This is a genomic window from Streptosporangium sp. NBC_01755 (assembly GCF_035917995.1).
In the GTDB taxonomy this organism is placed as follows: Bacteria; Actinomycetota; Actinomycetes; order Streptosporangiales; family Streptosporangiaceae; genus Streptosporangium.
This window is the reverse complement of record NZ_CP109131.1, coordinates 2,096,530-2,109,775: the sequence shown is the minus strand read 5'-3', so window position 1 is coordinate 2,109,775 and position 13,246 is coordinate 2,096,530. Positions and strand designations below refer to the sequence as shown.

The 13,246-nt window shown below is 69.2% G+C and carries 11 protein-coding genes; 4 read left to right on the top strand and 7 right to left on the bottom strand.

Annotated features, from left to right (window positions below; all coding sequences use genetic code 11):
• Positions 1-51: 51 nt before the first annotated feature.
• From glgB to OG884_RS09550, 3 genes are all read right to left on the bottom strand, one after another.
• Positions 52-2,262, bottom strand: coding sequence for a 1,4-alpha-glucan branching protein GlgB (glgB, locus tag OG884_RS09560; RefSeq protein WP_326644204.1), 2,211 nt, complete (start codon positions 2,260-2,262; stop codon positions 52-54).
• A 300-nt stretch (positions 2,263-2,562) separates the two neighbouring features.
• Positions 2,563-3,801 carry a copper amine oxidase gene (locus OG884_RS09555; RefSeq protein ID WP_326644203.1) on the bottom strand — a complete coding sequence of 413 codons (1,239 nt, stop codon included), beginning with the start codon at positions 3,799-3,801 and terminating at the stop codon, positions 2,563-2,565.
• A 3-nt stretch (positions 3,802-3,804) separates the two neighbouring features.
• Positions 3,805-4,479, bottom strand: a complete 675-nt coding sequence (locus OG884_RS09550; protein WP_326644201.1) for a hypothetical protein — start codon at positions 4,477-4,479, stop codon at positions 3,805-3,807.
• Between the two features lie 498 nt (positions 4,480-4,977).
• Here OG884_RS09550 and OG884_RS09545 point away from each other — a divergent pair, with 498 nt between their 5' ends.
• Together OG884_RS09545 and OG884_RS09540 are read left to right on the top strand one after the other, a co-directional pair.
• On the top strand, positions 4,978-7,425 hold the full coding sequence (locus tag OG884_RS09545; RefSeq protein WP_326644200.1) for a M14 family metallopeptidase: 2,448 nt from the start codon (positions 4,978-4,980) through the stop codon (positions 7,423-7,425).
• 31 nt (positions 7,426-7,456) lie between these two features.
• Positions 7,457-7,615, top strand: coding sequence for an N-acetyltransferase (locus OG884_RS09540; RefSeq protein WP_326646886.1), 159 nt, complete (start codon positions 7,457-7,459; stop codon positions 7,613-7,615).
• A gap of 139 nt (positions 7,616-7,754) precedes the next feature.
• On the opposite strand, the gene OG884_RS09535 is transcribed toward OG884_RS09540, so the two are convergent.
• Entirely contained in the window at positions 7,755-8,207 is a 453-nt protein-coding gene (locus OG884_RS09535; protein WP_326644198.1) for a GNAT family N-acetyltransferase, read from the bottom strand.
• 145 nt (positions 8,208-8,352) lie between these two features.
• Between OG884_RS09535 and OG884_RS09530 the strand changes: the two genes are divergently transcribed.
• The gene (locus OG884_RS09530) at positions 8,353-8,727 is read left to right on the top strand and encodes a hypothetical protein (protein ID WP_326644197.1); all 375 of its coding nucleotides are present in this window, start codon (positions 8,353-8,355) and stop codon (positions 8,725-8,727) included.
• Positions 8,728-9,080: 353 nt separating this feature from the next.
• Positions 9,081-9,416 (top strand): TraR/DksA family transcriptional regulator, encoded by a 336-nt coding sequence (locus OG884_RS09525; protein ID WP_326644195.1) that lies wholly within the window; start codon positions 9,081-9,083, stop codon positions 9,414-9,416.
• Between the two features lie 109 nt (positions 9,417-9,525).
• Here OG884_RS09525 and OG884_RS09520 read toward each other — a convergent pair whose 3' ends face one another.
• The 3 genes from OG884_RS09520 to OG884_RS09510 are packed head-to-tail and all read right to left on the bottom strand — an operon-like array spanning position 9,526 to position 13,195.
• Positions 9,526-10,698 (bottom strand): MSMEG_0565 family glycosyltransferase, encoded by a 1,173-nt coding sequence (locus OG884_RS09520; RefSeq protein WP_326644193.1) that lies wholly within the window; start codon positions 10,696-10,698, stop codon positions 9,526-9,528.
• The gene (locus OG884_RS09515) at positions 10,695-12,242 is read right to left on the bottom strand and encodes an FdrA family protein (protein WP_326644191.1); all 1,548 of its coding nucleotides are present in this window, start codon (positions 12,240-12,242) and stop codon (positions 10,695-10,697) included. The genes OG884_RS09520 and OG884_RS09515 overlap by 4 nt, the downstream gene beginning before the upstream one ends.
• On the bottom strand, positions 12,239-13,195 hold the full coding sequence (locus OG884_RS09510; RefSeq protein WP_326644189.1) for a carbamate kinase: 957 nt from the start codon (positions 13,193-13,195) through the stop codon (positions 12,239-12,241). The genes OG884_RS09515 and OG884_RS09510 overlap by 4 nt, the downstream gene beginning before the upstream one ends.
• Positions 13,196-13,246 lie beyond the last annotated feature (51 nt).

The following is a 13,246-nucleotide window of genomic DNA, read 5'->3' as shown; positions in this document are numbered from 1 at the left end:
GATGATCTCTAGTAGTGCGGATGGTGAGAAATTTCTCACCATCCGCACTGGTCAGAGCGTTTCGTCGGCGGCCTGAACGATCTCCACCGCGGGCTCCGCCGTGGACTCCGGTGCGCCGGGGTGGCGCAGCCAGAGGGCGCCCAGCGGCGGGACACGCAGCGTGGTGGAGTACGGCAGGCCGTGGCGCTGCTCCTCGACGGCCTCGACGGCGCCGAGGTTGCCCACGCCGCTGCCCGCGTAGTCGTAGGCGTCGGTGTTGAGCACCTCCTCCCACTGGCCGGGGAAGGGCAGGCCGAGGTGGTAGTCATCGTGCGGGGCGCCGGAGAAGTTGGCCACGCAGGCCACCGCCGAGCCGTCCTCGGCGTAGCGGAGGAAGGAGAACACGTTGCCCAGCGCGTCGTCGGCGTCGATCCAGCGGAACCCTGCCGGGGAGGCGTCCACGCTCCACAGGGCGGGAGAGTCCTTGTAGACCCGGTTGAGGTCGCGGACCAGCCGCTGCACCCCCTTGTGCCCGTCGAAGCCGAGCATCCACCAGTCGAGCCCGCGCTCCTCCGACCACTCCGAGCCCTGGCCGAACTCACCGCCCATGAACAGCAGCTGCTTGCCGGGGTGGGCCCACATGAAGGCGAACAGCGTGCGCAGGTTCGCGAACCGCTGCCACTCGTCGCCGGGCATCTTGCCGAGCAGTGACCCCTTGCCGTGCACCACCTCGTCGTGCGACAGCGGCAGCATGAAGTTCTCCGAGTACGCGTACATCAGCGAGAACGTCATCTGGTGGTGGTGATACTGGCGGAAGACCGGCTCGTGCTTGAGATAGGCGAGCGTGTCGTGCATCCAGCCCATGTTCCACTTGAACCCGAAGCCGAGCCCGCCCAGGTGCACCGGGCGTGAGACGCCCGGCCACGCGGTCGACTCCTCGGCGACGGTGACGATGCCCGGCGCCTCGCGGTAGACGACCGCGTTCATCTCCTTGAGGAACTCGACCGCGTCGAGGTTCTCCCTGCCGCCGTACTCGTTCGGCGTCCACTCGCCCTCGCGCCGCGAGTAGTCCAGGTAGAGCATCGAGGCCACCGCGTCGACGCGCAGCCCGTCGACGTGGAACTCGCGCAGCCAGTACACCGCGTTGGCGACCAGGAAGTTGCGCACCTCCCTGCGGCCGAAGTCGAAGATGTAGGTGCCCCACTCCGGGTGCTCGCCCCGCGCGGGGTCGGCGTGTTCGTACAGCGGGGTGCCGTCGAACCTGGCCAGCGCCCAGTCGTCCATCGGGAAGTGCGCGGGCACCCAGTCGACCAGCACTCCGATGCCCGCCTCGTGCAGGCTGTCGACCAGGTGGCGGAAGTCGTCGGGGGAGCCGAAACGGGCGGTCGGCGCGTAGTAGGACGTCACCTGGTAGCCCCAGGAGCCGCCGAACGGATGCTCGGCCACCGGCATGAACTCCACGTGCGTGAAGCCCATGTCCACCACGTAGTCGACCAGCTCGACGGCCAGCTCCCGGTACGACAGGCCGGGCCGCCACGAGCCGAGGTGCACCTCGTAGACGCTCATCGGCTCCCGCACCGCGACGCTGTCCGCGCGGCGCCGCATCCACTCCTCGTCCCGCCAGGTGTACTCCGACTTGTCGATCACCGACGCGGTCGCGGGCGGCGTCTCGGTACGCCGGGCCATCGGGTCGGCCTTGGCCCGCCAGATCCCGTCCGCGCCGAGGATGCTGAACTTGTAACGGTCGCCGGGGCCGAGGCCGGGGATGAACAGCTCCCACACGCCCGACCTGCCGAGCGAGCGCATGGGGTACGCGCCGCCGTCCCAGAGGTTGAAGTCGCCGATGACCCGGACGCCGCGGGCGTTGGGCGCCCACACGGCGAAGGCCGTGCCATCGGTGTCCTCGTGCCGGATGACCCGCGCGCCGAGGGTCTCCCAGAGCCGCTCGTGGCGCCCCTCGCCGATGAGGTGCAGGTCCACCTCGCCCAGCGTGGGCCAGTGCCGGTAGGGGTCGGTCGTCTCGTAGGGCTCGGCACCGGGGTAGGTGATCCGGAGCCGGTAGTCGGGAATCTTGTCGCGGCCGGGGAGCGTCACCGCGAAAACGCCGTGGGCCACGTGCCTCATGTTGTGGGCCTCGCCGTCCACGAGCGCCTCGACCTGCTGCGCCAGCGGGCGCAGCGTCCTTATCGTCACACCCTCGGGCTCCTGGTGCGCCCCGAGGATCGAGTGCGGATCGTGGTGCGCTCCGCCCGCGAGTCGGTCCAGATCCAAGTGCGCGTTCATGGCTACTCCTGTAGATCGATAGCCCCTACCTTGCCCTATTCGGGTGTCCCAACCCATGCCCATGTCCGCTATCACCATGCGTGTCGGGAAAACGTGCAGATCTGGGTGAGATAAAAGTAGCGATTTGTCGGTTATATGGGTAGGTCGGAACGCGCTCCGCCGACCGTTTCCAGCCATCGGAGGCGCCGGGCACGGACCCTTGGCGGTGCCCGGCACGGGCTTTTGAAGGTGCCGGGCACGGGTTCTCGGTGGTGCCGGGCGCGGGCTTTTGAAGGTGCCGGGCGGAGGTTCTCGGCGGCGTCAGTACGGGTTCTTGGCGGTGACGTCGCGGGGGGTGATGCGGAAGCCCTGCCAGTGGCTCGGCATGGGGTCGGCGTCCTCGTCGCGGGGGACGTGGTGGTAGCCGACGTTGACCCACAGGACCGGGTCGGTCAGTCGCTCGCCGTTGGTGTAGCGGTCGACGGACTTGGCACACTGGGGGGTCGGGTTGACGCTCGCCAGGCGCTCGCAGGAGCGGTAGTCGGTGACGTAGAGATCGGCCCGGGTGAAGGCCTCGTCGGCGGGGCCCCGGTACTGGGCGCTGTCGGAGTTGTTGATCTCCCAGGAGACGCGGTGCCCGTCGGCGTTGCGCACCTTGCGGTCCACCACCCGCCACCAGCGCATCGGCCTGCTGACGGCCTTGGCCTCGGTGGTGAACGTCGTCCGCTCGATCCGCCGGCTCGCGGTGCCCGAGCCGCTGAAGTCGTACTGCTCCACGACGTCGTCGGCCCGGCCCGCCACGTCGAAGTCCAGGCGCCAGAAGATGTTGTGCGTGTGGCTCGCCTCGAACTTGTCGTCGCCCACCCCGATGGGCCAGCCGTGCTCCGGCGTGGTGGTGAATCCGGCGAGTGACCCGGTGGCCCCCACCCGCGGGGTGATCGTGCCGTCGTCGGAGAAGGCCCATTCGGCCAGGTAGGTGTACCAGCCGACCTGGAAGGCGGCGAACACCACCAGGTCACGCCCCTGGGCGGTCAGGTTCGGCTGGTCGGGGACCGACTTCAGGTACGCGTGGCCGCGGGCCCTGGTCGTCACGCAGACGAACTGCTCGCGACGCTCGCCGAGCGGGCAGTCGGCCGCCCGCAGCGGGACGGCGGTGTAGCCCAGCGATCCGATGTCGTGGTAGCGCGGCCGGCCCCTGTCGTAGGGCACGTGGATCTGGGCCAGCGAGGTGCTGCGCAGCACGGCGATCGCCCGCTGGTTCCTCGGCGTGTAGACGACCCTGGTCAGGGTCAGCCCCTCGACGTTGCGCATCTCCCAGCACAGCTGCCAGCGCGCCCCGTTGGGCAGGGTCTTGTCGATCCGGTACGGCGCGTTGCACGGTGCCGTCGCGGGCTGCGTGGCGGCCGCCCCAGCCGGAGCGCCGGAGGGGGCGCCGGACAGTGCGCCGGACGGAGCGCCGGAGGGGGCGCCGGGTGCGGGGATCGGCGGTATCGGTGCGTACCGCGGTGCGGTGAGGGCTCCGGCGAGCAGGGCGCAGGAGAGGGCGAGGCGGAGGAACACTGATTACCACTCCAGGGTGTGGATCTTCTTGGCGGACAGGTCGACGACGAGCCGGCTGGTGTCCAGCCAGGTGCCGTCGGGCAGCCGGACGAACAGCCGCAGGCACCGGTGGACCTCACATCGCCTGGCCGGTCCCTTCTCGCCGGACGGGGTGAAGATCAGCCCGCGCAGCCCCAGGTCCGCCGCCGACCCCAGCCGCCCGCCCCCCGCCCTGGCGTACGCCTCGCGCGCGACCTTGCCGTATCCGGGGTGGGCCAGCAGGAGCCCGGCGGCCGTCGTCTCCTCCTCCTTCGACGGCGGCGGCTGCACCCCCCGCGCCACGGTCTCCCGCACGACGGTGCCCTGGCCGAGGTCGACGGTCCGCACGATGAGCCTGTCGCTGCCGTAGTCGTAGAGGTACGCGTCGGCGCGTCGGCGGTCCGAGATGTCCTTGTCGTCGTCGCGCTCCACGTAGAGCAGCTTGATCCGCCCTGCGGCCATGTGCGATCTGGAGCCCGCCGACGCGATCGTGGTGGCCCGGGCGACCTCCTGACCGGTCAGCGGATCCTCTCGCGCGGGCATCTGCGGGACGGACCTCGCCGCCTGCGACCCCTGCTCGCCGGAGACGAACAGCAGTGCGCCGGCGACGACGGCCACCCCCGCCCCCGCGATCGCCGTCACGATCAACCTTCGCCCCATGAACGTCCTCTTTACTCACCGTTGACTTTTAATTGCGAAGGGTAGCGATCGAGGAGGGGGGTGGCGGGTCTAAAGGCGTATTGCGTTTTTGGTGGGTGTTACTGAGGTTTGTGGAACTTTGATGGCCTTCTTGTGCTGCGAGGGCCTTGGGGGCCGCCCCGGCCGCTCGGGGCGCCTCGCCGATCGCTGGGAGCGCGTCCGGTCGCGATAGCGACATTCGGCTACTAAAGGCTATAAACCGCCTGGTCAGCCATCAATTACGTGATGTACTTACTTGACAGGCTATTGATCTTTGCTATATACCACAGCCCCGGACTGAATGGCATAAGTCATATATAACCTTCATGTGAATATTTGCTTACAGCATTTAAGTGTGCCTGGTATGACCTTTTGGGGCCTTGGTGAATATTTGGCCTCTGGTGAGGATTCTTGCCAATTGCGCACTTCATTCCAGAATGACCAACTACCTGGGGTGTGCGCGAACTGGAGGAATCTTTCATGAGGAGCCCCCTCAACGGGAGGAGAGTCGGTCGCGCCGCGGCCGTACTCGCCCTGCCCCTTGCCTTCAGCCTCAGCGCGATGCCCGTGCTGGCCGACCCGGCCCCGCAGGCCAGTGAGGTGGCACCCGACCGGGAGTCCAGCACAGAGCAGAACGGTGTGGCGCTGCTGCGCGTCCTCGTCCCCGACCAGGAGGCCGTCGACCGGCTCAACACCATGGGCGTCGACCTCGCGGAGTACAAGAGACCCGTCGACGAGGGGCTGGAGGTGCACGCCGTACTGAGCCCCGAGGAGGCTCAGGAACTACGCGTCCTCGGCTTCGACGTGCGCGGTGCCATCTCCGACCAGACCGATGTGGCCGAGAACCGGGCCACGCGGCAGGAGGCGCTCACGAAGGCGGCGGAGGCGGCGGCGGACGTCGACAGGCTCACCCCGCTCCGCGCCGAGTGGTTCACCAGCCTCGACGGCAAGCACTTCCTCTCGGTGGAGGTGAAGTCGAGCGCCACCGACGCGCAGACCGTGCTCACCGCCACCTGGGACAGCGGAAAGAAGACCGCCCCCGACTCGGGCGGCACCACGACGATGTCGCGCTTCACCGACGCCGGCCAGTACATGTACCACCGGTTCAACTCGCCTCTCGCCCTCACCGCGGTTCCCACCAAGGTCACGATCACCGGCAACCGGGGCGGCTCGGTCACGGTCCCGGTGACCAAGTGGCTGGGGGAGAGGCGCAAGGCTCCGAGCAAGCACTACGTCGCGGACTTCGTCGACCGCTACATGGACCCCACCGAGCTCACCAACCGGATCACCGCCCTGGCCGCGGAGTTCCCGAAGATCAGCCAGATCGTCGACCTGCCCAACAAGACGAACGGCTACCGCCGACCGGCGCAGGCCCAGTTCGGCACGGTCGCGGCGAGCACGTTCTACGTGAGCTCGAAGGCCTACGGGCACCAGGGCGGCAACGACATCAGCGTCGCCCTGGTGAAACCGGACGCCGCCTCGGTCGCGCCGAGCGTCTCGGTGAGCGGCAAGGACGTCCTGGTCAACCTCGGCACCGACGCGTCCGGTGCGATCAACAGCACCGCCGTCCAGGTGGTCACGGCGCTCAACGCCGACGCCGCGGCGTCGGCGCTGCTGACCGCCGCCACCTACCGGGGCAACGCCGGCACCGGCCTCGTCGCCGCCGCCGCGGTGACGAAGCTGACCGACAACCTCAAGGCGCCGGCCACCGTCTCGCGTGATCCGTTCCAGATGAAGGCGCTGCGCATCGGCAAGAAGCGCGACGGTTCGAAGACCGGCGTGTTCCTCTACTGCCAGGAGCACGCCCGCGAATGGGTGACCCCGCTGGTCTGCCTGGAGACCGCCGAGCGGCTGCTGCGCAACTACGCCGGTGACGGGCAGACCAGGAAGCTGGTCGACGACCTCGACATCTTCATCGTGCCCACGTCCAACCCCGACGGCGGGCACTACAGCATGTACGACTACAACATGCAGCGCCGCAACATGTTCAACCACTGCGACGTGACCAATGGCGACCCGGCGCGGCGCAACTCCTGGGGCGTGGACCTGAACCGTAACTTCTCGGTCGGTTCGGTGTTCGACGGCTACAGCGGCGCCTCGACCACCTGTACCAGCGACACCTTCGCCGGCCCGGCCGAGCTGTCCGAGCCTGAGGCGCGCAACCAGGTCTGGCTCACCACCCGGTTCCCGAACATCAAGTTCGCGATGAACACGCACTCCTACGGCGGCTACTTCATGTGGCCTCCGGGTGCCTACAAGGCCGCCGGGCGCGAGCTGCTGCCGAGGGTCGACTACGGCATGGAGAACTTCTTCTGGAAGGCCTCCGACCGCATCCTCTCCGCGGTCCAGTCCTGGCGTGGTACGGCGATCTGGCCGGGGCGCACCGGCCCGGTGCCGGACGTGCTGTACTCCGCGGCCGGTAACAGCGCCGACGAGCACTGGTACAACCGGGGCATCATCGGCTGGGACTTCGAGGTCGGCGCGGACATCTACCACCCGGAGACCAAGCGCTTCCAGGCGGTCGGCTTCCAGCCGCCGTTCACCGAGGGCCACGAGGAGGCGATGGAGTTCGCCGCCGGTCAGATCGGCATCCTGGAGGTCGCCGGCTCCTTCTCCGACGACAACGAGCAGCCGAAGTCGGAGCTGAGCGTGACGGGGCGGACCAGCACCTCGGCCACCTTCACTTTCAAGACCGACGAGCCCGCCAACGTGTACTACACGCTGGACGGCAGCCGCCCGACGCTGAGCTCCACCAAGCTCGCCGCCGCGGGAATGCGCGAGGGCGCACAGCAGATCACGGTCGACAAGACCACCGAGGTGCGCTGGTTCGCCGTCGACATCGCCGGCAACGTCGAGAACGGCTACAAGCCTGACGGCAAGGGCGACAACTTCCGCAAGGAGAAGTTGAAGGTCCGCGACGCTCGCTGACCCCGTCTGACGTTCGCACGGCCGCCGGTTCATCGACCGGCGGCCGTCGCTCGTTCGCGTCTCCCCGGACGCGGCGCGGGAGGCGGGGCTGAGTGTGCCGGCCGTCTGCCCCTTCTACCTGGCCTGGATCAGCCGCCACCCGGAGTACGCCGATCTCCTCTTCCAGAACCGCAGCCGGGTCAGCGACTGAACAACCGGAACAAGGCGGCGAAGGAGGCCGGCACGAGGGGCGGACCCGGGGCGGGCCGACCGGCAAACCACATCCGGCGGTGGATCCTCGGTGGAACCTTGCCGCCCTGGTCCGGCTCTCATGACTCACCGGACAGGCCTCAGGGCGCGTCGGGCAGGAGATCCCACTCCTGCCAGGAGATCTCCCTGCCAGGCCAGCGGACCGAGGCGTACGGCCACGCCTCGCGCAACCAGGTGCGGATCACCGGATCCAGTTCCTCCTCCAGGCCCGTGCCCTCCTCGTCGGCCCGTACCCAGAACGACACGTCGGCGTCGGCCCCCCGCTTCTCCGGGGGATCGATGTAGACGCACCCGAGCAGGCGAGATCCCTCCGGGCTCATCACCGCGTAGTTGAACGACCTGCGCAGCAGTGCCTCCTTCTGGTGCCAGGCCAGATCGATCAGGTTGTCCTCCAGCGTCATGTCGTCGAGCGGCCAGCCGCCCCACAGCGGGAAGTGCTCCCGCAGCCGGGCGGCGCTGCTCATCACGGCGTCGAAGTCGCGCACCGTGTCGTGCACCGTGATGGGCCGGATGTGGAACCGCTCATGTTTCACGCCCGAGGGGATCTTGTGGGTTCTCGGTAGGAATGACATACGGAACAGCCTGACGCGTCCGCCTTGGCACCTGCTGAACTCCCGCTTGCCCGAGCACCGGGCTGGGCATGTGCCTGTTTCCCCTGGTTGGGCTATGGTCAGCATCATGGCGACCTCGTGGCGAACCCCACGTGAGTCCACCGCCCTGTCCGTGGTGGTGGGCTTGGTTCTGGCCGCCCTCCTGCTCGCCGCCCTGGCTCCGGCCTCGTACGGCAGCGGTCCCGCCCAGCGGTCCGCCGGAGTGATCGGCGATGTCTGGGAGCCAGGGAACTGGCTGGAACAGTCGTCGACCATGCCGCGGGCATCCGCCGGCGCCTTCGAGCACATGCCGGCCTTCCGGCGGCTGTACCAGCGGTCCGCCTCCGATCTGGCGAACCTGCTACCGCTCCTGTCCCCCGCGTGGCGGGATCCGGACATGGTACGCAGCCCACAGCTGGCCACCCACCGGACCTCGGGCTCGCGCAGCCCGCCCCTGAGCTAGCCGATCCATTCCCCTTCACCACCTGCCGGGCCACGCGCTCGACCGGAGGGTGGCGTACGCGCGCCGGTGTTCACCGAACATCCCGGTGCGCGCTCTGCCGCCCGCCGTGTCCTTGTGTCCCCGTGTCCCCGTGTCCCCGTGTCCTTGTGTCACCGGACAGAGCCGCGGAACGGCCGCGGCTTCGCGAACGCCGCCATTGAGGCCGACACCCCCGCAGGTTCCATCGGGCCGTACCCCGGCCCGTTTCACGCCATGCCCGCAGGGCCGCGACCAGGCCCCGGCGGGCGGACTCGACGACGAGCGCGGTCACATGCGCCGCTTGGCGTTCTCAGCTTTGGAAAGGACTTCCGATCATGTCAGTCAGTAGTGAGGGCACCCGCCTCAGCAGCGTGCAGGTCCGGATCATCCGCGAGGAGCTGGACGAGCAGCTCCTGTGGCGTACCACCCGGTTGAACGAGCTCGAAGCCTCTGTGGAGGATGAGGAGGTCTCGTCCCGGCAGGATGTGCTTGTCGCCATCGCCGTCGCCGGCCGGGATCTCGCGGAGACCAGGCGTGCCCTGGAGAGCCTCGCCGCCGACACCTACGGCCGGTGCGTCGGCTGCGACGCGGACATTCCCTTCGAGAGACTGAAGATCCGTCCGCTCGCCCGGTACTGCATCGCCTGCCAGCGGCGCCACGAGGCCCGCTGACCTCCTGGCGGTCCCGCCCGGTGTCCACCCCACCGGACGGGGGCGGGGCCGCCACACCGGCGGGGAGACCGGTCCGGTGCCCGGCAGTAGAAGAAGACCGGGCAACGGGTCAGGGCGCGACCGGGGGAATCTCCGCGTATATCTTGAGGTGTCGCCGGGCGCTCGCCGTCCAGGTGTACCTGTCCGCCAGTCGCAGTGCCGCGGCACGTAGCCGGGTGCGCAGGTCCTGGTCGTCCAGGGCGTCCGAGAGGGCGTCCGCCAGTGCCTCGGGGTCACCGAGGGGGACCAGAAGGGCGTCGCGGCCGGGAACCAGCCACTCGCGGAACACGGGGAGGTCGCTGGTGACCACGGGAACGCCGGCCGCCATCGCCTCCAGCGCGGCCAGGCCGAACCCCTCCTTCACCGAGGGGAACGCCAGCACGTCAGCTGCCGCGTACCAGGCCGCCATCTCGTCCTCGGGGACGGTGCCGAGCTCGATGATGTCCTTGCCCAGGGTCAGATCGAGGGCGTCGAGGCTCGCCAGTACCCTGTCCCGGTAGGCACGGTGGTCCTGGAAGGAGTGGCCGCCGAGCACCGTGAGCACCGGTGCCGGGGTGCGCTTCTTGACCAGCCTGGACAGGGCGGCCACCAGGGTGTCCGTGCCCTTGCGCGGCTCGATCCCGCCGACGGCCAGCAGCATCGGACGGTCGCTCGCGCCGACGCGGGCGCGTAGCCGCGCCACCAGTTCCGGTGAGGCCTGACGGTATCGGCGAGTGTCCACCCCGTTGGGCACGACGTCCGCGCGGACACCGTACTCCTGCCGCAGGATGTGTTCCCAGATCCGGGTCACCACGAGGATCCGGTCCGGTTCGAGGATGGCCCGGGTCTGGCAGTCCATCAGGGACTCGCTGTCGAAGTCGTCGACATGGTGGACTGTGCGGACGACCCTGCTGGGAATCCCGGCGTCTCGCACCCGCGCCGCCGCACGCGCCGAGATGCAGTCCTGCGTGTGCAGGATGGGGTGCGTGGGGGCGATGTCCGTCAGGGCGGTCTCGAGCGCGTCGATGTTCGCCGCCACCTTCTCCTCAAGCCCCCCGAGGGTGGTGGGAGCGGGGACGACATGGGTCGGGGCGGCGACCGGCCGGAAGAATCCCTGCTCCGGGTCCCCGAGGCCGACGATCAGAACCTCCTGGCCGAGAGCGTGCAGAGCCTCGCCCAGCGCGAGCGTGTGTGCGACTCCGCCCCGCGGCTTCGTGCTGTAGGTGACCAGGGCGACGGGCGGCAGACTGGGGCTCTCGGTCACCGGTGCACCTCTGCGATCTCGGGTCGGCGGCTCGCGATCGCCGCCGCGGCGTATGCGGCGCGTGCCGCGGTCTCGGTCACCAGACAGCCGATCCGCTCAAGTGCGGCGCGTTGCCCGGCGTAGCCCTGTGGATCGGCGCCGGAGCCGAGGACGTAGGCGACGACACGGGGGCCGCCCTCCGCCATGATCTCCTGGAGGACCGGTGCCAGCTGTCCTGCCGGGTCCTCGTGCGAGCCGTAGCCGAGCACGACGTCGAGCAGTACCACCGCGACATCCGGGTCGCGAGCCTCGCGGCGCATGATCTCCAGACGGGTACTGGGATCGATCATCGGGTGGGGCCGGCCGACGGTGTACTCCTCCGCGCCGAGGTCGAGCAGCACGTGCGTGTGGGGGGGAGCCGGAAGCGTATGGCCGGGCAGGAGCGGCTCGTTGGAGTACACGTTCCCGAGCAGCTCTCCGATGATCAGTTGGGCCTCGTAGCACAGCGTTCCGCCGGAGTAGTACCCGCGGATGGTGCGCCGCTCGTCGCTCAGCCCGGCGAGCCTGTCCTCCACCTGCCTGCGCACCCCCTCCGACGTCGTCGCCGGCGTCGTGCCCACCAGCTGTGCGGCGGCGAGCGCGCCCTCCTCCAGCGTCCGTGCCATCTTCACGCCGGGGGGCGTCTCCAGCTCGGTGAGACCGAGGAAGGTGGCCACCGCCGGGGTGGACGTGCACTGGCTCAGCACGTCGCGGGCGACCGCCTCGCTGGGCGGCTTGGACACCAGCAGGATCGCCTTGGTGGCGGGGTCCTCGTCGAGAGCGCGTACGGCCGCCCTCGCCATCCGCCCGCCGATGCTCTCCGACAGGTCACGGCCACCGACGCCGATCACGTGTGAGACGCCGACGCCCCAGCGATCGAGCAGTGCCGAGACCTCCTGTGCCCCGGTACCCGCGGCCGCGACGACGCCGACCGGCCCCCGGCGTACCGCGTTCGCGAAGCCGAGGCCGACACCCGAGATCACCGCGGTGCCGGCGCCGGGCCCCATCACCAGCAGGCCGAGCTCGTTCGCGCGTTTCTTGAGCTCCGCCTCCTCTTCGACCGGCACGTTGTCGCTGAACAGCAGGACGTGCAGCCCTTCGGAGAGCGCGTGGTGAGCTTCCAGCGCCGCGTAGTCCCCCGGCACGGAGATGATCGCCACGGAGGCGTCCGGCATCTGCTCCACGGCTCGCGCCGTGGACCGGGGCGCGGCGACGGCGCCACCCTGCTCGGCCGATGCCTCCGCGTACGCGCTCTCGGCGCCGGAGTCGAGAGCGGCCTCCGCCGCGGTCTCATCGCTCGCGCGCACGGCGAGAACGAGGTCGTTGGAGCCGACGGCACCGGTGACCTCCTCGCCGAACCCCTCGGCGGCGAGGCTCTCGCGCCCCGAGGGGGTGGCCATGACCGCGCCGGCCCAGGAGACGTCCTTACCTTCGGACATGACCGAGGTGGCGACGAGCAGGCGTAGCGAGTCGCAGTACGTGCCGCGGACGACGCGGACTCGGGCGATGTGGTTCGTTGTGTTCATGCGATGCTCATAGCTGTCTCGGGAAGAATGCGGGTGCCGACCTTGCCCGCCGGATCCAGTGCTTGGAGCATGTGCTCCGCGGATGTGATGACGGCCGCCTCGCCGCCGTCACGGACGAAGTCGATCCCCGCCCGCACCTTCGGTCCCATGCTGCCGGCGGGGAACTGGCCTTCCGCCAGGTACTTCTCCGCGAGGGCGAGGGGCAGCTCGTGGATCACCCGGGCCTGTGGGGTCCCGAAGTCGATGGAGACCGCGTCGACCCCGGTCACCAGGATCATCACCGCGGCCTTGACGGACCGGGCGAGGCGGACGGCCGCCGAGTCCTTGTCGATCACGGCGTCGACGCCCCGGTAGCGTCCGCCGTCCTCACGCGATACGGCGATGCCGCCACCTCCGGCGGCCAGCACGACCTTGCCGGCCGTGAGCAGGGTCTCGATGGAGGACGACTCCAGCATCTCCAGGGGGCGAGGAGAGGCGACCACCCGCCGGTATCCGCGTCCGGCGTCCTCCTGCATGTTCCATCCACGCTCCTCGGCCAGGGTGAATGCCTGCGCCTTGGTGAAGAACGGGCCGATGGGCTTGGTCGGCGTCTCGAATGCCGGGTCCTTGGAGTCCACGGTCATGTGTGAGATGAGGGCGACCGCCGTGTCGGCGCCCCGGATGGAGTCGATCGCGCGTACCAGGACGCTGCCCAGCTGCCCCTGGGACATCGCGTTCAGGGCGTGCAACGGCTGGGGCGGCACGAGATCGGCTCCTCCCTCCTGCTGGATGGACAGGTTGCCGACCTGGGGGCCATTACCATGAACGACGACCACTCTCCATCCCGCATCGCATAGATTTGCGATCCCCTCAGCCATCTGGGCGGCATTGTCCTCGATCTGTTCGGGGGTGCCCTCCTGATCTGCTCGGGTCAGGGCGTTCCCGCCAACTGCCACCACAGCGACATCGCTCACGAGTCGTCCCGTCTCAGTATCCGATACTAGATGAATTGTTTACTATAGTGA